The following is a 17,121-nucleotide window of genomic DNA, read 5'->3' on the forward strand; positions in this document are numbered from 1 at the left end:
AACATGAAGGTAAGCCTTTGTTTTAACAGATATTCGCCCTCAACATACCACGGCCATGGTATTTAACATGGCCGTGGTATATAACATGGCCACGGTAACTGACTCTGTCTCGATCATGGCCTCTTCGCTGAACCAGAACAATGTCGCGGCCGATGCCCACTTGGCCAGCCTTTTTCGCGAGCATGGCTGGGCCGTAGACGCAGAACCCGCTGAAAAGGATTTCCGACCGGATCTCGTGATCAGCAAAGGCTCTCTGCACTACGTTGTCGAAATTAAATCTGCTGGGGAAGGCCGCCCCGATCGTGTCCTACCGCTGCTGTCGCAGGCCATCCTAGAGGCGCGCCGATATGCCGAACTCGGTGTCATGTCCCCCCTTGCGGTTGTACAGGTGAACCACGCCTCCTCTTCGCTTCTCCGCAAAGTCGAGCAGTTCCAGCGCGACTATGCCCGTGACGTCGCGGTGGGTCTGGTGTCGGAAGTAGGCGCAAGCCAGTTCATCGGCAGCCCCGACCTGGAGAGCATGAATGTCGAGGCACCGCATCACCCCGGCAAGGACAAGTCGGTGCGCAAGGCCTCGGACCTCTTCTCCGACCTCAACCAATGGATGCTCAAGGTGCTTCTGGCGCCCGAACTACCAGAGGGCCTGTTGAATGCCCCCCGTGGCGAATATCGTTCGGCATCGGACCTGGCCGATGCCGCACAGGTATCTGCCATGAGCGCATCGCGCTTCGTGCGCCGCCTGAAGGAAGACGGCTTCCTTGAAGACGCGGGACGCTCATTTCAGCTTGTCCGCCGTCGCGAGCTTTTTCACCGCTGGCAGTCGGCTGCCGTGCGGTCATCGTCCGAATTGCGCATGTCTTATCTGATTCCGGGAGGGGGTGCGCGCCAACTCCATAAGGTAGTGAAGCGCTTGGATGGATGCATTGGCCTGTTTTCCGCGGCGGACCTCTTGCACATCGGTCATGTCAGCGGCGTGGTGCCATATGTCTATGTTCGGCAGATCTCGGCTGCTTTCGGTGACTGGAGCGACCTCGTGCCGGCTAGAGACGGAGAACCGGCACAGATCATACTCAAGCAGTCGAATGCGCCTCAATCATTGTTCCGAGGCGCGGTGCGCGTCGACGACGTTCTGGTGTCCGATGTTCTCCAAATCTGGCTCGATGTATCGGCGAATCCTTCGCGCGGCGCCGAACAGGCCGATCTCCTGAAGCACAAGGTACTGTCGAACGTCCTGGGATATTCCGAATGAATGATCGCGCCGCTTTCGCAAAGCTGGTCGAAACGTTATCTCCATGGGGCCACCAACTCGTATTCATCGGCGGCTGGGCCCATCGCCTTTATCGGCTTCATCCCAAAGCCGACGCGCCTGCCTATCAGCCCCTGGCCACGCTGGATGCCGACGTAGCGTTCTCGGAAGGTGAGCGACTCGAAGGCAGCATCAAAGCATGTCTACAGGAAGCGGGCTTCGAAGAGCAATTGACTGGCAATCATCGCCCTCCAGTCTCGCAGTACACATTGGGTGACGATGACGCGGGTGGTTTCTATGCCGAATTCCTGACCCCTCTTATCGGCCGTGAAACCACACGGGAGGGCAAGCGGATCGTTACGCTGGAAAAGGCGGGCATCACGGCCCAGCGGCTGCGTTACCTGGACATTCTTCTCCAGTCTCCCTGGACGGTAGCGTTGCCCCCCGACTGGGGTGCGCCCGCACTATCGGACCTGCGAATTCCGAATCCCGTCAGTTTCATCGTGCAGAAGCTGCTGATCCACGATGACCGCCACGGTAGCAAGAAAGCTCAAGACCTCCTTTACATTCACGACACGCTCGAACTTTTCGGGCCGGAACTTGAGCATCTGACCCTGCTCTGGCGCGACGAAGTGCGACCTTCGATGCACGAGAAATGGGTGCAACGTGCGTTACAGGCGAAGGAGGAAATGTTCGCAACTATGAATGACCGGATCCGCGATGCGGCGGCGATCCCCGTGGATCGCGACCTAGCTCCGGAACGGATGCGGGCAATGTGCGCTGCGATATTGGCCGAAGTATTGACATGAAGACCGGGGCTGTTGGCCCAGGCGTCCGTCGGGGCGACGGCGGGGCTTTAAGGAGCCTGGTAGACCGCCTCGATGTTGTGTCCATCCGGGTCGAGCACGAAGGCGCCGTAATACCCCGCGCTGTAGTGCGAGCGCGGGCCGGGCGGACCGTTGTCGCGGCCACCGGCGGCGAGGGCCGCCTCATGGAACGCGCGGACGAGCTGCTGCGAGGCGACACGGAAGGCGACGTGCACGGGCGGCCGGTTCGGCTCGCCCTGGGTGATCCAGAAATCGGCCTTGTCGTCTTCGCCAAAGCCGGCGACATCGGTGCGGCCGGTAGTCGAGGCCGGGAAGATCATCAGCAACTCGTAACCGATGGCGCCGAGCGCCGCCTGGTAGAACTGCTTGCTGCGCTCGAAGTCGCTGACGGTGACGCCGGTGTGGTCGATCATGAGAAGCCCCAGGCAAGTTTGTGCCGAGGGAGCTTAGCGCCACGACTGTAGGAGCCGCTATAGCGGCGAGGAAAGCTCGCCGCGGAATGGCAAGATTGCTCTCGCCGCTATAGCGGCTCCTACAAGGAGGCCGGGGACGGGACCCGGGGCCTCAGCGCAGCCCGGTTTCCGCGCGGGCGATGACCAGGCGCTGGATCTCGCTGGTGCCTTCGTAGATTTCCGTGATCTTCGCATCGCGGAAATAGCGCTCGAGCGGCATTTCCTTCGAGTAGCCCATGCCGCCGTGGATCTGCACCGCCTGGTGGGTGATCCACATCGCCGCTTCCGACGCGACCAGCTTGGCCATCGAGGCCTCGGTGCCGAAGCGGCCGCCGGTCTTCTCGACCTGGCCCTTCGTCCAGGCCGCGCGCAGCGTCAGCAGCAGGGCTGCATCGAGCTTGCACTTCATGTCGGCGATCTTCGCCTGGGTCATCTGGAAGGTGCCGATCGGCTGGCCGAAGGCCTTGCGGTCGCGCGACCATTGCAGGGTGGCTTCATAGGCCGCGCGGGCGATGCCCACCGCCTGCGACGCGATGCCGATGCGGCCGGCATCGAGCACGCCCATGGCGATGGAGAAGCCCTTGCCTTCCTCGCCCAGCATGTCCTCCTTCGGGCACACGTAGTCGTGGAACTCGATTTCACAGGTGGCGGAAGCGCGGATGCCCAGCTTCGGCTCGGTCTTCCCGGCAAGGAAACCCTCGCGCTTCGTGTCGATGACGAAGGCCGACACGCCCCTGGCGCCGATGCCCGGCGTGGTGACCGCGAACAGCACGATGTAGCGCGCGACGGGACCCGACGTGATCCAGCTCTTCTTGCCGTTGATGACCCAGTCGCCGGCGGCGTTCTTCACCGCGCGGGTATGCATGTTCGAGGCGTCCGAGCCGGACTGCGGCTCGGTGAGCGCGTAGGCGCCGATGGCCTCGCCCGAGGCGATGGCGCGCACGTACTTCTGCTTCTGTTCCTCGGTGCCGTTCTTCAGGATGCCGTTGCAGAACAGCGAGTTGTTCACCGACATGATGGTGGAGGTGGCCGCGTCGGCGGCCGCGATCTCGACCATCGCCAGGACGTAGGCCACCGGGTCCATGCCCGCGCCGCCGTACTCTTCCGGCACCTCGATGCCCATCAGGCCCAGCTGGCCCATTTCCTGGATGTTCTCCAGGGGGAACTCGCCCTTGGCGTCGAGTTCGGCGGCCACGGGGACGATACGCTTCTGGGCGAAATCGCGGGCGATGGACTGGATCGACAGCTGGTCGTCGGTAAAGCGGAAATCCATGGGGTGTTCCTCTCGCCGGCCTGGCGGGCGGCAGTCTTGGGGTGGAGACAAGCCCGCCATTCTAACGGGCGTTCGGCTGCTTGCCGCCGTGCACTGCAACATCCGACCTTGACGCTGACCGCTGGCGGACGCATCCTATGTATCTCTATATCGCGATATAAGGATGTTGGATGGACCTGTCGACGGCCTCCACGGCGCTCCGGCTCCTGGCCGACCCTACCCGTGTCCGCCTCCTCGCCCTGCTGGATCGCGAAGAACTGACGGTCGCGGAACTGGCCGCCGTCCTGCATCTGGCCCAGCCGCGTGTCTCCACCCACCTCGCCAAACTGAAGGAGGCGGAACTGGTGCGCGATCGCCGCGCAGGCGTGTCGGCCTATTATCGGGCCAACGCCGAGGCCGATCCCACCCTCGCGGCCCTGGTCGCCTCCTTGCGCGACACCTTGAGCGACGCCCTGCTCCGCGAGGATGCGGAGCGGCTGCCCGCCGTGCTGGCCCAGCGCGCCCGCGCCGAAGGCTGGGCCGATACCGTCGCCGGCGACATGGAACGCCATTACTCACCGGGACGGACTTGGGAAACCCTCGCGCGCTCGCTTCTGCAGCTCCTCGCCACCGGCGACGTCCTGGACATCGCCTCCGGCGACGGCGTCACCGCCGAACTGCTTGCCCCGCATGCCCATTCCATCGTCTGCATCGACAGCTCCGAGCGCGTCGTCGAGGCGGCCCGCCAGCGCCTCTCCGGCTTTGCCAATGTGGAGGTCCGCACCGGCGACATGCATGCCCTCGATCTCGCCGAGCACCGCTTCGACCTTGTCCTGCTGCTGCACGCCCTCACCTACTCGACCGAACCGCAGAAGGTGTTCGACGAAGTCGCCCGCGTGCTGAAACCCGGGGGCCGCGTGCTCGCCTCCACGCTCGGCGAACACGACCATCGCGCCGTCGTGGAACCGTTCGACCATCGCAACCTCGGCTTTGCCTGCGAGCAGCTGACCGCCATGGCGAGGAAGGCGGGCCTGGACGTCGTCAGCTGCGAACGCCTGAGCCGCGAGCGCCGTGCGCCGCATTTCGAAGTCATCAGCCTGCTTGCCCGCAAGCCTTGAGCGAAGGAAATCCCATGAGCCACCTGCCCTGGCTGCACCCCGAGCGCGTCGCCCTCATCCAGAAGGCCCTCGCCGAACGCATCATGATCCTCGACGGCGGCATGGGCACCATGTTGCAGGGCCACCGGCTGGACGAATCCGGCTACCGCGGCGAGCGCTTCGCCGGCGGCCACGACAGCACGCACGACCATGGCCACGACCATCCCGGCGAGTGCGACCTCAAGGGAAACAACGACCTCCTGCTGCTCACCCAGCCGGATATCATCCGCGGCGTGCACACGGCCTATCTCGAAGCCGGCGCGGACTTCGTGGAAACGAACACCTTCAACGCCACGCGCGTGAGCCAGGCGGACTACCACCTGGAACACCTGGTACCGGAGCTCAACCGGGAAGGCGCGCGCATCGCGCGCGAAGCCTGCGACGCGATGACCGCGCGCACGCCGGACAAGCCGCGCTTCGTCATCGGCGTGCTGGGCCCGACGAGTCGCACGGCCTCCATCTCGCCCGACGTGAACGACCCCGGCTTCCGCAACATCTCCTTCGAGGAGCTGAAGGCGAACTACATCGAGTCCGCGCGTGCCCTTGTCGAAGGCGGCGCCGACACGATCATGGTCGAAACCATCTTCGACACGCTGAACGCGAAGGCCGCGCTGTTTGCCCTGAGCGAGCTGTTCCACGAGCTGGGCGCGCGCGTGCCCGTGATGATCTCGGGGACGATCACGGACCGCTCCGGCCGCACGCTCTCCGGACAGACGGCGGAGGCGTTCTTCTATTCGGTGGAACACATCCAGCCCCTGTCCGTGGGTCTGAACTGCGCGCTGGGCGCGGAGGACCTGCGGCCGCACGTACAGATGCTGTCCCGCATCGCCGGCAGCGCCGTGAGCACGCATCCGAACGCCGGCCTGCCCAATGCCTTCGGCGAATACGACGAGACGCCCGAGAGCATGGCCGAAACCATCCGCGGTTTCGCCGCCGACGGCCTCATCAACATCGTGGGCGGGTGTTGCGGCACCACGCCCGCCCACATCGCGGCCATCGCCGCCGCCGTGGCGCCCTACGCGCCGCGCTCACCCAAGGACACCGCGCAAGCCGCATGAGCATCCGATACACTCGCCTCTCCGGCCTCGAACCGCTGGTCATCACGCCGGACCTCAATTTCATCAACGTCGGCGAGCGTACCAACGTCACCGGCTCCGCCCAGTTCCGCAAGCTGATCAAGGAAGGCCGCTACGAGGAAGCGGTGGATGTCGCCCGCCAACAGGTGGAGAACGGCGCGCAGATCATCGACATCAACATGGACGAAGGCCTGATCGACTCCGAGTCGGCGATGGCCCGCTTCATCAACCTGATCTCCTCCGAGCCCGATATCGCCCGGGTCCCGATCATGGTCGACTCCTCCAAGTGGAGCGTGATCGAAGCCGGTCTACGCTGCATGCAGGGCAAGGGCATCGTCAATTCCATCTCGATGAAGGAAGGCGAGGTCGCCTTCGTCGAACATGCGCGCCGCGTACGCCAGTACGGCGCCGCCGTGGTCGTCATGGCCTTCGACGAGGCCGGCCAGGCGGACACGAAGGAACGCAAGGTCGAGATCTGTTCGCGTGCGTACGAACTCCTGGTGGGCGAGCTGGACTTCCCGCCGGAAGACATCATCTTCGATCCCAACATCTTCGCCATCGCCACCGGCATCGAGGAGCACAACAATTACGCCGTGGACTTCATCGAGGCCACGCGCGAGCTGAAGAAGCGCTTCCCCTCCTCCCACGTCTCCGGGGGCGTATCCAACGTTTCCTTTTCCTTCCGTGGCAACAACCTGGTGCGCGAGGCGATCCATTCCGTATTCCTCTACCACGCGATCGCCGCGGGCATGGACATGGGCATCGTCAACGCCGGCGCGTTGGCCATCTACGACGACCTGCCGGAGGAACTGCGCGAGCGCGTCGAGGACGTGGTGCTCAACCGCCGCCCGGACGCCACCGAGCGCCTTCTCGACATCGCCGACCGCTACAAGGGTGGCAAGGGCGAGGCGGCCGTGGAAACCGCCGCCTGGCGCGAGAAGCCCGTGGTGGAACGCCTCAGTCACGCCCTTGTCCACGGCATCGACCAGTTCGTCGTCGAGGACACCGAGGAGGCGCGACTCGCCGCGCGGCGCCCGCTCGACGTCATCGAGGGCCCGCTCATGGCCGGCATGAACGTGGTCGGCGACCTGTTCGGCGCCGGAAAGATGTTCCTGCCCCAGGTGGTGAAGTCCGCACGCGTGATGAAGAAGGCCGTGGCCCATCTCATCCCGTTCATCGAGGAAGAAAAGCGCAACTCCGGCGACGCGGGCAAGAACAACGGCAAGATCGTGCTCGCCACGGTCAAGGGCGACGTCCACGACATCGGCAAGAACATCGTCGGCGTGGTGCTCCAGTGCAACAACTTCGAGGTGATCGACCTCGGCGTGATGGTGCCCACGCAGAAGATCCTCGACACGGCGCGCGCCGAGAACGCCGATATCATCGGCCTCTCCGGCCTCATCACGCCGTCGCTGGAGGAAATGAGCCAGGTAGCGCGCGAAATGCAGCGCCAGGATTTCCGTGTGCCGCTGATGATCGGCGGCGCGACCACGTCGCGCGCGCACACCGCGCTGCGCATCGAGCCGCACTACACGTCGCCCACGGTATGGGTGAAGGACGCCTCGCGCGCCGTGGGCGTGGCGCAGTCGTTGGTCAGCAAGGAACTGGTCGACGACTTCATGGCGAAGGTGAAGGCCGAATACGCGGAAGTGCGCGAACGCCATCGGAACCGTGGTGCCGGCAAACAACTGGTCCCGCTGGCGAAGGCCCGCGCGCAGCGCTACCAGGGCAACTGGCAGGCCTACCGGCCGCCGGTCCCGCGCACGCCCGGCATCACCGTGTTCGACGACTATGACCTGGCCGAACTGCGCGGGTATATCGACTGGTCGCCCTTCTTCAATGCCTGGGAGCTGGCGGGCAAGTTCCCGGCCATCCTCACCGACGAAGTCGTCGGTGCGCAGGCGAGCGAACTGTATGCCGACGCACAGGCGATGCTCGACACGCTGATCGCCGAAAAGTGGCTCAGCGCACGCGGCGTGATCGGATTCTGGCCGGCCGCGCAGCATGGCGACGATATCGAGGTCTATGCCGAGCCTGGCACGGGCAAGCGCAAGCCGGCCGCCACGTTGCACCACCTGCGCCAGCAGGCGGACAAACCGGCGGAACGCCCCGACTTCTGCCTCGCCGACTTCATCGCGCCGCGCGACAGCGGCGTGGAGGACTGGATCGGCGGTTTTGCCGTCACGGCGGGCCTCGGCATCGACGCGCACGTGGCCCGTTTCGAGGCGGTGCACGATGACTATTCCGCGATCCTGCTCAAGGCGTTGGCCGACCGGCTGGCCGAGGCCTTCGCCGAGCGCATGCACGAGCGCGTGCGCAAGGAATTCTGGGCTTACGAGCCGGGCGAGACGCTGGACAACGACGCGTTGATCGCCGAGGCCTACCGCGGCATACGCCCGGCCCCGGGCTACCCGGCCTGTCCGGAACACTCCGAGAAGCGCACGCTGTTCGATCTGCTCGGGGCGACGCAACGGACCGGCATCGAACTCACGGACAACTTCGCGATGTATCCCACCGCGGCGGTCTCCGGCTGGTATTTCTCGCACCCCGACAGCCAGTACTTCGTCGTGGGCCGCCTGACCCGCGAGCAGGTCGAGGACTATGCGAAGCGCAAGGGCTGGGATCGCACGGAAGCCGAGCGCTGGCTGGCGCCGTACCTCGATTACGACCCGGATTGAATCCAGTGTAGGAGCCGCTATAGCGGCGAGAAGCCTACGGAGCGGTGAGGCGGCGAGGCCGGTTCCCCTCGCCGCTATAGCGGCTCCTACAACGCCCGATTCAGTCTTCCGGGCCGCCGGGCTTGACGGTTTCCTGCCTGTCCCTGTGCTTCAGGTGCGCGAAGACGTTGTAGAACGACACCAGCATCGGGAAGGCCGTCTGGATGATGCCCACCGAGTCGTTCTTGCCCCAGATGAAGTACGCCAGCGTAAGCACGCTGCCGCTCACCGACAGGTACCAGAAGGACATCGGCACCGTGACCTTCTTGTTCTTTTTCGTCGCATAGAACTGGACGAACCAGCGGGCGGTGAAGAGCAAGGTGCCGATCAGGCCGATGATCTTCCACGGCGTGAGGGTCAGCAGATGGAACTCGGTCAGGGCTTCATGCATGGCGGTATCCGGGTGCGCGCGGGTTGCCCATTTTAAGGGCCGGGCATTGACGGTGGCTTAGCGAAAAAAAACCCGGCACGAGGCCGGGTTCCTTGAATTCGATGGTGGGCGGTACAAGGATCGAACTTGTGACACCTGCCGTGTAAAGGTTCGCTGCTACGCCGGGCCGGCGGCCTGTGCTGCCCGACGAAGAAAAACCCGGCACAAGGCCGGGTCTTTGCAAAGACGATGGTGGGCGGTACAAGGATCGAACTTGTGACACCTGCCGTGTGAAGGCAGTGCTCTACCGCTGAGCTAACCGCCCATCGAGCGGGGCATTTTAAGGGCTCCCCCGAAGGAGGTCAATCACCCCGGGCTATTCCGTCGGCAGGCAGCTGGCGGAACTGGCCAGCTTGGTGTTGATCAGCGAGCCGGAGACACCCAGCATCACCCGCGACCCGGGCGATTCGCTGTTGTTCTCGCCCGGATCCTTCGTCTTCCCCGCCTGCCGGGAGCAGAACACGAACTCCATCGCGGTCCGGGTGCCGTTGGCGGCCGGGAGGCCGGTCTGGCCGAAGGTCAGCACGTCCCCGTCCGTCGCCTGGATGGACACATCCGTGGTGATCGGCGTGGTGCGGAGCAGCTCATGGGTCGAATCGCTGGCGTCGTACGTCTGGTTCGCTCCGTCCGCCGACGCGTCGTAGGCGTAGACGATGTAACCAACGTCGTAGTTGGAGTCGTCGGTGGCGCACGCCTTGCCGTCCAGGCTGCGGCATACCGAAACGAACTTGTGGCGCATTGCCGCCTCGGAACGCGCGAACTGGAGATCGCCCACGAGCGTATTGACGCTGTCGCTGAGGTGCGCCCGGCGCATCGTTCCGCGGAACGTCGGCACGGCGATGGCCATGAGCACGGCCAGCACGGTGACCGTGACGATCAGCTCGAGGATCGTGAAGCCCTTGTTTTTCGGGAGCGTCATCGCCGCATCACCAGCAGCGGCCGTTGGCCGTGTTCGACCCGGTCTGGGATTTGTTGCCGCGCGAATCCAGTGTCAGGTCCTTACAGCTATCGCCTGCCTGGCTCCCGCTCGCCACCGCGGTGGCGATATAGCCCGTATCGAACGTCGTGCCGTCGAGCTGCTCGATCTTGATCGTGTAGTAGCCGCCGGCACTCTTGTTCGAAGCGAACTTCAGGTCGGTCACCGGATCCTGCGCGTACTTGTTGTAGGTGGCGTAGTAGCGCTCCTGCGCGTTGGCGAGGCGAAGCAGCAGTTCCTGCCCTTCGCCGCGCCGCGCGCGGAACGTGTACTTCGTGTACGCGGGCAAGGCGATCATCACGAGCACCGCGATCACGGTGACCACGATCATCAGCTCGATCAGGGTGAAACCCTTACCTGTCCATCCAAACCGGCGCATCGGCCCACTCCCCCCGTTACAGACCATTATTGAGCTCCCGCCAGGAACGGCGGCGCCAGACCGCGTCGTCGACATGGAACGAGGCACCGTCATCGTCGCTGCCACCGCCACCGCCACTGTCCATGGTAAGCCCAGGCAGGGCGATCTTACCGCCACCGATGGCCGTCGCCGCGGGCAGCGAGCCCGAGATCGGCACGTTCTCCACGCGGATGCCCGCGGCGGCGTAACCGGAGCCGAATGTACCCGAGCCCACGTTCACGCCGGTGGCCGCGCCGCCCGTGGCCGCGTCGACCACCAGGATGGCACCGCGGCGGACCGGATTGCAGGGATCGTCGTTGCCCGGGATCAGGCTCGTGATGATGGCGCGGCCGCTGTCGAACAGCGCCGTCGCATCCACCACCACGCGCTCACCCTTATTGGTCTGCGTTCCGCCCGAGGTGGTTTTCAGGTCGATGTACCAGCCGTCGATGGCGGTACCGTCCTGAGTCGTAGCCGGCACGGGCGACCGGGTCAGCCCGCGCGCGTTGTTCGATTCCACCAGGGTCTGCGCGACGAGCGTGGAACGCCCCGCCACCGTATTCGTGCTGCCCGGGCCGCGGTCGCGGATGCCGTAGACCGACTGTACCTTGGTCGCATCCGTCGCCGTGTTATCGGACGCGCTCAAGTATTTGCCCGTGCCGAAGACCACCATGAAGTAGGGGGACGTCGGGTCCGGGAACAGACGAGGCATGACCGTGATGGGCTGATCTTCCGGACCCGGCTTGCCAGCGGTGCCGTCGCCATTGGGCTGGTAGAGGAGCGAGACGCTCCACTTGTTCGGATCCGAGTTGGTCAGGTCGAAGCGCCAGAGATTGCCGACGAGGTCGCCGGCGAAAGCCACGTCGTCGATCTGGTCGTTTTCGTAGTCGCCGAGGACGGGCGTGGTCAGGCCGTAACTGGTCGTGCCAGTGGGCGTCACCAGCTCCTTGATGAGCTCGCCCGACTGCGCGTCCAGGACGAACAGCGAGCTTTGCGTGCGCTTGGCGGCGGCATCGTTGGCGTACTTGTCATAGGGCTTGCTGGCCGTGTCGGACGGGAAATAGCCCGAGGGGACGAGCACCACCCACTTGCCGTTGGCCAGGCGGCCGATGTTCGGCCGCCCATAGGTGTAGCCGAGGTTCGCGCCTACGACCGTGCCGCCGGCGTTCTTGCTGGTGTTGTTGAACTCCCAGAGCACCTTGGACTTCGCGTCCGTCTCCGACGCGGCCGCGTCGGTGACATCGAGGGCGTACACACCGCGGCCGCCGAGGCGGAGCCCGCCAACGAGGATCGTATGCCAGCCCTTGTTGGTACCGCTGCTAAAGAAGACATCGCGTGTCACCGGCGCACCGTCCACCGTCGGCCGGAAGGTAAAATTCGAGACCGGCGTGAGGTAGCTGAGCTTGTCGTAAACGGTAAACGGCACATAGGCCCAGCGTTCGTTGCCCGGCGAGGGCGTCACGTCGACGTCGTCGCTCTTGGTCGTCGGGAGCGTCGCGTCGAACGCGTGCAGCATGCCGTCGTTCGCGCCAACGTAAATGGTCGGCGCGCGTTTCAGGTGATCGTTGACGAACTTCTCGTAGCTGTACTTCAGGGCGCCATCGTTGCCCGTTTCCATCTCGGGAGCACCCGTCGGATAGGCATCCTTATAGCCACCCGAAGGGGCACCGACGTATGCGACCTGGGAATTGATGATCGCCCCGAGCGTCGATGCACGCACACGGAACAACGTCCCCTCGTTGGTGGTATCGCCACGAAGGTAGGCGATCATGTTGCCGTCGATCGTCGAGTCGACCGCCTTCAGGGCAGTACCGGCTCCCGTGCTGGTGAAGGCCGCACCGTTCCCCGCCCCCACCGCCGTGCTGGTGAAAATCACGCGGTTGTCGCCCGCCTTGGCGCGCGCCGTCAGCAGGTCGCCGGCGCTCCACAACGCATTGGTGCTCACGTTACCGTCGACATCGACGGTCTTGGCCTTGAGCGAGCCACTGTAATTGGCGCTGTTGTAACCGGTTTCATACACCACGCCATCGCCGGTCAGCACGGAGCTGCTCAGCGCGCCCGGAGCACCCGAGCTGTTGCGACCGAGGATGCGGGTCAACAGGGTCTGCAATGCCGTCGAGAGCGTTGCGGGATCGCGTGCGCTGAAGTACTGACCGCGGCTGTTGATGGCAGCGCGCCAGGTGTCGTCGAGATTCGTGGGTTCGGTATTGGTCTTGGTCGAAGCAGCAGGCCATTGTTTGGTACCGGCGCGGAGCTGCGCATAGTCGCCCGGATAATTGAGCTGGCCACTGATGCCAAGCGCGATCATGTACTGGACCACGTGCGGCCAGGTGGCCACGTCGTTCGCCGGATTGAAATAGATCGAGGCTGGCATCGTGCTGATGCCGTCCCATGCAACCGGCTTGCCGTTCTGGTCGGTGTAATCCGTGATAGACGGCGGCACATCGAGCTTCGCGGTACCGTCGGCCTTCTTGAAATCCGGGCGCAGGTTGGTGGCCCAATAGTAGAGGGCAAGGTCGGCCATCGATGTCAGTCCCGAGACGGGGACGTTCCAGAATATCTTCGATGCCACGCTACCGCCGTTGCCAGGATAAGTCACGCCGTCCGGCAAAGAGATCGCACCACGGGAATAGTCGTTCGACGGCGTGAGGCCGCTGGCCGATTGATTCCAATAGCCGTCCGTCACCAACAGGCTGTAATTCAGGCGACAGCTCAGCTCCGCTCCCTTGTTTGAATCGCTTGGGTCCACCTCCCAATAGGGGTTGGTGGAGTCATTTACGCCTTTGCCGTAAGTAAACATCTGACCCGCAGCGTCAATCCTCGAGCGGGATTCCGTACCGCCGCTGTTGGCCACGGCGTATAGCCAGTTGAAGAACGATGTCCGGGCGTCACCCGCGAACGGATCGAACCGGGTTGTACCCTTCACTAGTTTCGTACCCGTATTGATGGTCTGCCAGACCACTCGGATATTCGACTTCAACGTGGAGAACACATTGGCGATGGCGCTTCGCGAGGAAAGGTTGCGGGTGCGGTAGTAGCTGTACCAGTTCGCAAAATTCTTCTGCTGGGTGCTCGGAATTTTTACGAGCGTGCAGTTCGTGCTGCTGTTCACGGTCGGGCACGAGTAATAGAAACCTCCTGCGTCGCCGATGGTAGTACTGATGTTCCAAAGGCCGGTCTGACTCGCATTGCGGCCAGATCCGGTCTGATTAGCGAATGCGGTACGAAAATCCTTTGAGAGATCGACCAAGAATCCGCTACCGGTGCCTCCAATACACGCGCTTGCCGAACCCTTTATCTCGTAGCAAATGCCATCGCGAGGTGCGCTTGTGTATGAGGAATCCGGAAACCGTGTGACGCCATCGGATTTCAGTGGCGGCTGATAGACGATGTTGGGGTTGTAATACTGGGAATTGCTATTGGCGGAGAAATAGTATTTCGTCGTCACGTCGCCACTTGGATTACCCCTGTTATTGGTAGGGAGCAAGGAATCCAGCCCATCCGGCAAGTGCGTCGCGCCCATCGAACCCGAATCGTCAAACGTCACCGCGATATTCGGAGCGACGCTGACCGCGACGTCCGGCGGCGTGGTGGCCAGGTCCGTCGTGGTCGCGTAAGCAATCCCCATCGGCGCCGCCAAGGCGCACAGCGCCAGCGTCGCGACGAAGGCGCCGAATCCCTGAAATTTGGATGTCGCGGACATGGTCATTCGGCCTTCGCGGCAAACGTGGTTTCGATGATGCGGATGGCGTTGGAATTGTTGCCCATGCCACGCGCGGTGATCCGGTAAAGGTGACGGCTGGTGCTGGTATTGCCCGTACCGGTGGAGGAAGTCACGCCGGACTCATGCTGCGGACCGGAGTTCTGCGGCAGGTCGAGGCCCAGGTCCTCGATGATGTAATAAGGATTGCTGCCCAGCCCAAACGTCTTGTCCGAGCTCGCCGCAGTGAGGTCCGTGGCGTCGTATTCCGTGGCGCCATCGGTCACCCAACCCGTGGAATTGCGGAAGACCTGGACCTTGGACGTGGCGGGTGCGTTCGGATCGTACTGGTAGCAGCTCGAGTATGCGCCGCTGCCGCACTGGATCTGCGCGCTCTTGCTCGAGCTCGACCGCCATAGCTGCCATTCCACGCCGCGGATGGCGGATTCGGCGCTCCACTCGGCGAGCTGCGCATTGCGGAGACCGCCGGCCAGCTTCTGCTGCAGCAGCGACGTGCCGGAGGCGCTGACGGCGAGCATCGTGATCAGCAGCAGGAAGATCAGGGCGACGACGAGCACCACGCCTTGCTGGCGGCGGGGAGCGTTGAAATCGAAGTGACGGTTCATGGCGTGGTGTCCTCGCCGTTACGGGTTGTAGTTGCGCATCATGACCAGCGTGCCGAACTGGCGGCGCAGCATCTGGTTCGGGAAGCCCTGTTCGGACGGCGCGATGCCGTTGTCGCCGCGGTCGTCGGGCGCCTTCGGCGTCGTGTTGCCCTCGGGCGAATACGCGTAGGCGATATCCGGGCCTTGCAGCGTGTAGAGCGGCGCCTGGCCGTCCATCAGCAGGTTCACTTCCACGGTCTTCAGAGCGCGCCAGAGGCAACCCTGGTCGGTCGCGGTCGAACCGGGCGGTCCCGTCGGGCAATCGATGGTGTTGGCGGCGCGCGAATCGACTTCGTCCGCGGTCAGGTAATGCAGGAGGCCGTTCGCATCCTCGATGCCGTAGGTGAAGTCGAGGCGTTCGGTGCCGCGCACCAGTTCCTGGCAGGCCGGCGTGTTGCCGCTGTCGCAACGCATGAGCGCACCCGTCTTGGCGCCGGTCTCGGTGCCGTCGTCGCTCACCACCTGGAGGAAATAGGTGATGGTGCGGAAATCGGTCTTCATGCGGAAGAACCGCGGGGCCGACTGCGGCGTGAGGGCGCGCGGCGCGGAGAAGTTGCCTGCGGTGTCCACCGGCACGAAGTCCGGATTGCCCGTGGTCTGGAAGATCTGCGCGGTGGAGCAGTCGGCCAGCATCATGAATTCATTGTCGGCGATACCATCGAGCTTCGCCTCGCCAAGGGCGGTCTTCGGCTCGATGTGGATGGAGCTGATCAGGCCGTTGTTGCCGACGACCGTACTCGCGCCACCGATGGCCCAGCCGCGGCCCGAATCCACGTAGCGCAACTGCAACACCGCCGCGCCCTTCACGCGGTCGCCGACCTTGTCGCCCATCGCGGGGACGCCGTCGTCCGCCGTTGGCGGGCTGTCGGGGGCGCAGGTGCTCTTCGTGCAGTCGAAGCCGCGCATGTAGAAGAACGAGGGCAACGAATAGGCCGCCGTGGGTTTCGCCGGGTACGGATCGCCCCAGGGCGTGGTGTTCTGCGGGAAGGTGAGATCCTTGGCGAGCACCGTCGGCGAGCGCAGGGAATCGAGCGCGACACCGCTCTTGTCGGCCACCGTGGCTACACCGCTGGTGCCGCTGCAGTACTGTGCGCCGGCCATCTTCAGGTCGCTGGCGATACGCGTGACCGCGAAGCGCCCTTCTTCCTGCAGGCGCGCGAGCTGGGTCTGCGCGCGGTTGCTCGACGATGTGGAAAGGAACACCGTGACGATGCCACCGGCGACGATGAGGCCGAGCACCAGCGCCACCATCAACTCGACCAGGGTGACGCCGCGGACGCGCCGCGAGGAACGGAACAGAGTCATGGCTCGAACACCCAGGTAAAGGATTGCAGGTTCCCGGCCGCGACCTTGTCGTCGCCGCCGGTGAGGCCACGCTCGGCCCAGGTGATCGTCATCGTGCAGGTGCCGTTATAGGGAGGACGTTTGGAATACAGCGACGAGTCGGGGGGATTCGCTCCCTTGACGCACTGGATGCTGGTCGGTCCGACCGCCGGCAGCGAGTCCTTCAGCTGCTGGCTCCACACGATCTGGTCGCGCAAGGCGACGTCCGCCGGGGCACAGCCCTTGCTGGCGTCGCAGACGGGCAGCGTGCCGCTGATCGGATAGTTCGTGGAATCGTATTTCGCGTTCCACAACCCGAGCGGATTGGCGCGCATGCGATCGGCCATGCTGTTGGCCAGGAACGTGACCTGCGTGCGGACGAGGGCGGAGGCATTGGACTTCGTGGCGGTGATCAGAAGGCCGCCCAGGCCGATCAGGCCGATCGTGAAGATCAGCACCGCGACCAGGACTTCGATCATCGACACACCGCGCTGCGCGCGCGGCGACGGGACGTGGATCACGCTGGCTTCCCCCAACAACCATTCGGACGACCTGACGGTAACTAAACCTGAATGGAATGCCGAGCTTCAGCCGACGGTCGGCCGAATTATTCCGACAAGCGGCGTCCACCCCGCGGCGACCTGCCATTCACGGCCGCGCGCGCCCGATAGGTCCCACGCCCAAGAGAGTGGAGACATCGCATGACCAGCCACGACCGCCAGGACGTCAACCACCCCGACCACACCCAGCCCAAGCACCAGGAAACCGAGGCGGAAAGAAAGAACCGCAAGCACCACACGGACGAGAACCAGGACCAGGCACTGGAAGAAACCTTCCCGGCGAGCGATCCGGTGTCCCCGTTCGTGCCGGCGAAGGCGCCAGACTGAACGGTCATCGACCGAC

15 protein-coding genes and 1 tRNA gene are annotated in these 17,121 nt (G+C 64.2%); 6 read left to right on the forward strand and 10 right to left on the reverse strand.

The genetic code is table 11. From position 1 onward, the window contains the following. Positions 1–67: 67 nt before the first annotated feature. Together HBF32_RS08300 and HBF32_RS08305 are read left to right on the forward strand one after the other, a co-directional pair. Positions 68–1,249 (forward strand): hypothetical protein, encoded by a 1,182-nt coding sequence (locus tag HBF32_RS08300; protein ID WP_205287723.1) that lies wholly within the window; start codon positions 68–70, stop codon positions 1,247–1,249. Then, complete coding sequence (locus HBF32_RS08305) at positions 1,246–2,055, forward strand: GSU2403 family nucleotidyltransferase fold protein (protein ID WP_166699200.1); 810 nt, start codon at positions 1,246–1,248, stop codon at positions 2,053–2,055. Before HBF32_RS08300 ends, HBF32_RS08305 begins: the two co-directional genes overlap by 4 nt. 47 nt (positions 2,056–2,102) lie before the next feature. Here the strand turns inward: HBF32_RS08305 and HBF32_RS08310 are convergent, their stop codons facing one another. Beyond that, positions 2,103–2,486 (reverse strand): VOC family protein, encoded by a 384-nt coding sequence (locus HBF32_RS08310; RefSeq protein ID WP_166699201.1) that lies wholly within the window; start codon positions 2,484–2,486, stop codon positions 2,103–2,105. 151 nt (positions 2,487–2,637) lie between these two features. Beyond that, a complete protein-coding gene (locus tag HBF32_RS08315) occupies positions 2,638–3,798 on the reverse strand; it encodes an acyl-CoA dehydrogenase family protein (RefSeq protein ID WP_166699202.1) in 1,161 nt (386 codons plus the stop codon). A 170-nt stretch (positions 3,799–3,968) separates the two neighbouring features. On the opposite strand from HBF32_RS08315, the gene HBF32_RS08320 reads away from it, so the two are divergent. The 3 genes from HBF32_RS08320 to metH are packed head-to-tail and all read left to right on the forward strand — an operon-like array spanning position 3,969 to position 8,688. Further along, a complete protein-coding gene (locus HBF32_RS08320; protein WP_166699203.1) occupies positions 3,969–4,895 on the forward strand; it encodes an ArsR/SmtB family transcription factor in 927 nt (308 codons plus the stop codon). Between the two features lie 14 nt (positions 4,896–4,909). Then, positions 4,910–5,992 carry a homocysteine S-methyltransferase family protein gene (locus HBF32_RS08325; protein WP_166699204.1) on the forward strand — a complete coding sequence of 361 codons (1,083 nt, stop codon included), beginning with the start codon at positions 4,910–4,912 and terminating at the stop codon, positions 5,990–5,992. Next, complete coding sequence (gene metH / locus HBF32_RS08330) at positions 5,989–8,688, forward strand: methionine synthase (protein WP_166699205.1); 2,700 nt, start codon at positions 5,989–5,991, stop codon at positions 8,686–8,688. The genes HBF32_RS08325 and metH overlap by 4 nt, the downstream gene beginning before the upstream one ends. A 100-nt stretch (positions 8,689–8,788) precedes the next feature. Here the strand turns inward: metH and HBF32_RS08335 are convergent, their stop codons facing one another. The 8 genes from HBF32_RS08335 to pilV all read right to left on the reverse strand — a co-directional run bounded on the left by HBF32_RS08335 (position 8,789) and on the right by pilV (position 16,739). Further along, complete coding sequence (locus tag HBF32_RS08335) at positions 8,789–9,118, reverse strand: lipid-A-disaccharide synthase N-terminal domain-containing protein (protein ID WP_166699206.1); 330 nt, start codon at positions 9,116–9,118, stop codon at positions 8,789–8,791. Between the two features lie 229 nt (positions 9,119–9,347). Beyond that, positions 9,348–9,422 (reverse strand) — tRNA-Val (locus HBF32_RS08340). 51 nt (positions 9,423–9,473) lie between these two features. Next, complete coding sequence (locus HBF32_RS08345; RefSeq protein ID WP_166700476.1) at positions 9,474–10,076, reverse strand: GspH/FimT family pseudopilin; 603 nt, start codon at positions 10,074–10,076, stop codon at positions 9,474–9,476. A gap of 7 nt (positions 10,077–10,083) precedes the next feature. Further along, a complete protein-coding gene (locus tag HBF32_RS08350; RefSeq protein WP_166699207.1) occupies positions 10,084–10,512 on the reverse strand; it encodes a type IV pilin protein in 429 nt (142 codons plus the stop codon). 16 nt (positions 10,513–10,528) lie between these two features. Continuing rightward, entirely contained in the window at positions 10,529–14,233 is a 3,705-nt protein-coding gene (locus HBF32_RS08355) for a pilus assembly protein (RefSeq protein ID WP_205287724.1), read from the reverse strand. A 2-nt stretch (positions 14,234–14,235) separates the two neighbouring features. Continuing rightward, positions 14,236–14,856, reverse strand: a complete 621-nt coding sequence (locus HBF32_RS08360) for a pilus assembly PilX family protein (protein WP_166699209.1) — start codon at positions 14,854–14,856, stop codon at positions 14,236–14,238. Between the two features lie 18 nt (positions 14,857–14,874). Further along, entirely contained in the window at positions 14,875–16,200 is a 1,326-nt protein-coding gene (locus HBF32_RS08365) for a PilW family protein (RefSeq protein WP_166700477.1), read from the reverse strand. After that, positions 16,197–16,739, reverse strand: coding sequence for a type IV pilus modification protein PilV (gene pilV, locus HBF32_RS08370; RefSeq protein ID WP_205287725.1), 543 nt, complete (start codon positions 16,737–16,739; stop codon positions 16,197–16,199). The genes HBF32_RS08365 and pilV overlap by 4 nt, the downstream gene beginning before the upstream one ends. 180 nt (positions 16,740–16,919) lie before the next feature. Here pilV and HBF32_RS08375 point away from each other — a divergent pair, with 180 nt between their 5' ends. Beyond that, a complete protein-coding gene (locus HBF32_RS08375) occupies positions 16,920–17,105 on the forward strand; it encodes a hypothetical protein (RefSeq protein WP_166699210.1) in 186 nt (61 codons plus the stop codon). Positions 17,106–17,121 lie beyond the last annotated feature (16 nt).

This window comes from Luteibacter yeojuensis (genome assembly GCF_011742875.1).
GTDB lineage: Bacteria > Pseudomonadota > Gammaproteobacteria > Xanthomonadales > Rhodanobacteraceae > Luteibacter > Luteibacter yeojuensis.

Coding starts and splice junctions, on each gene's coding strand:
- HBF32_RS08320 (WP_166699203.1), top strand. CDS start 3,969: ATGGACCTGTCGACGGCCTCCACGGCGCTCCGGCTCCTGGCCGACCCT.
- HBF32_RS08375 (WP_166699210.1), top strand. CDS start 16,920: ATGACCAGCCACGACCGCCAGGACGTCAACCACCCCGACCACACCCAG.
- HBF32_RS08350 (WP_166699207.1), bottom strand. CDS start 10,512: ATGCGCCGGTTTGGATGGACAGGTAAGGGTTTCACCCTGATCGAGCTG.
- HBF32_RS08315 (WP_166699202.1), bottom strand. CDS start 3,798: ATGGATTTCCGCTTTACCGACGACCAGCTGTCGATCCAGTCCATCGCC.
- HBF32_RS08335 (WP_166699206.1), bottom strand. CDS start 9,118: ATGCATGAAGCCCTGACCGAGTTCCATCTGCTGACCCTCACGCCGTGG.
- metH (WP_166699205.1), top strand. CDS start 5,989: ATGAGCATCCGATACACTCGCCTCTCCGGCCTCGAACCGCTGGTCATC.
- HBF32_RS08355 (WP_205287724.1), bottom strand. CDS start 14,233: ATGTCCGCGACATCCAAATTTCAGGGATTCGGCGCCTTCGTCGCGACG.
- HBF32_RS08345 (WP_166700476.1), bottom strand. CDS start 10,076: ATGACGCTCCCGAAAAACAAGGGCTTCACGATCCTCGAGCTGATCGTC.
- HBF32_RS08300 (WP_205287723.1), top strand. CDS start 68: ATGGCCGTGGTATATAACATGGCCACGGTAACTGACTCTGTCTCGATC.
- HBF32_RS08310 (WP_166699201.1), bottom strand. CDS start 2,486: ATGATCGACCACACCGGCGTCACCGTCAGCGACTTCGAGCGCAGCAAG.
- HBF32_RS08365 (WP_166700477.1), bottom strand. CDS start 16,200: ATGACTCTGTTCCGTTCCTCGCGGCGCGTCCGCGGCGTCACCCTGGTC.
- HBF32_RS08305 (WP_166699200.1), top strand. CDS start 1,246: ATGAATGATCGCGCCGCTTTCGCAAAGCTGGTCGAAACGTTATCTCCA.
- HBF32_RS08360 (WP_166699209.1), bottom strand. CDS start 14,856: ATGAACCGTCACTTCGATTTCAACGCTCCCCGCCGCCAGCAAGGCGTG.
- HBF32_RS08325 (WP_166699204.1), top strand. CDS start 4,910: ATGAGCCACCTGCCCTGGCTGCACCCCGAGCGCGTCGCCCTCATCCAG.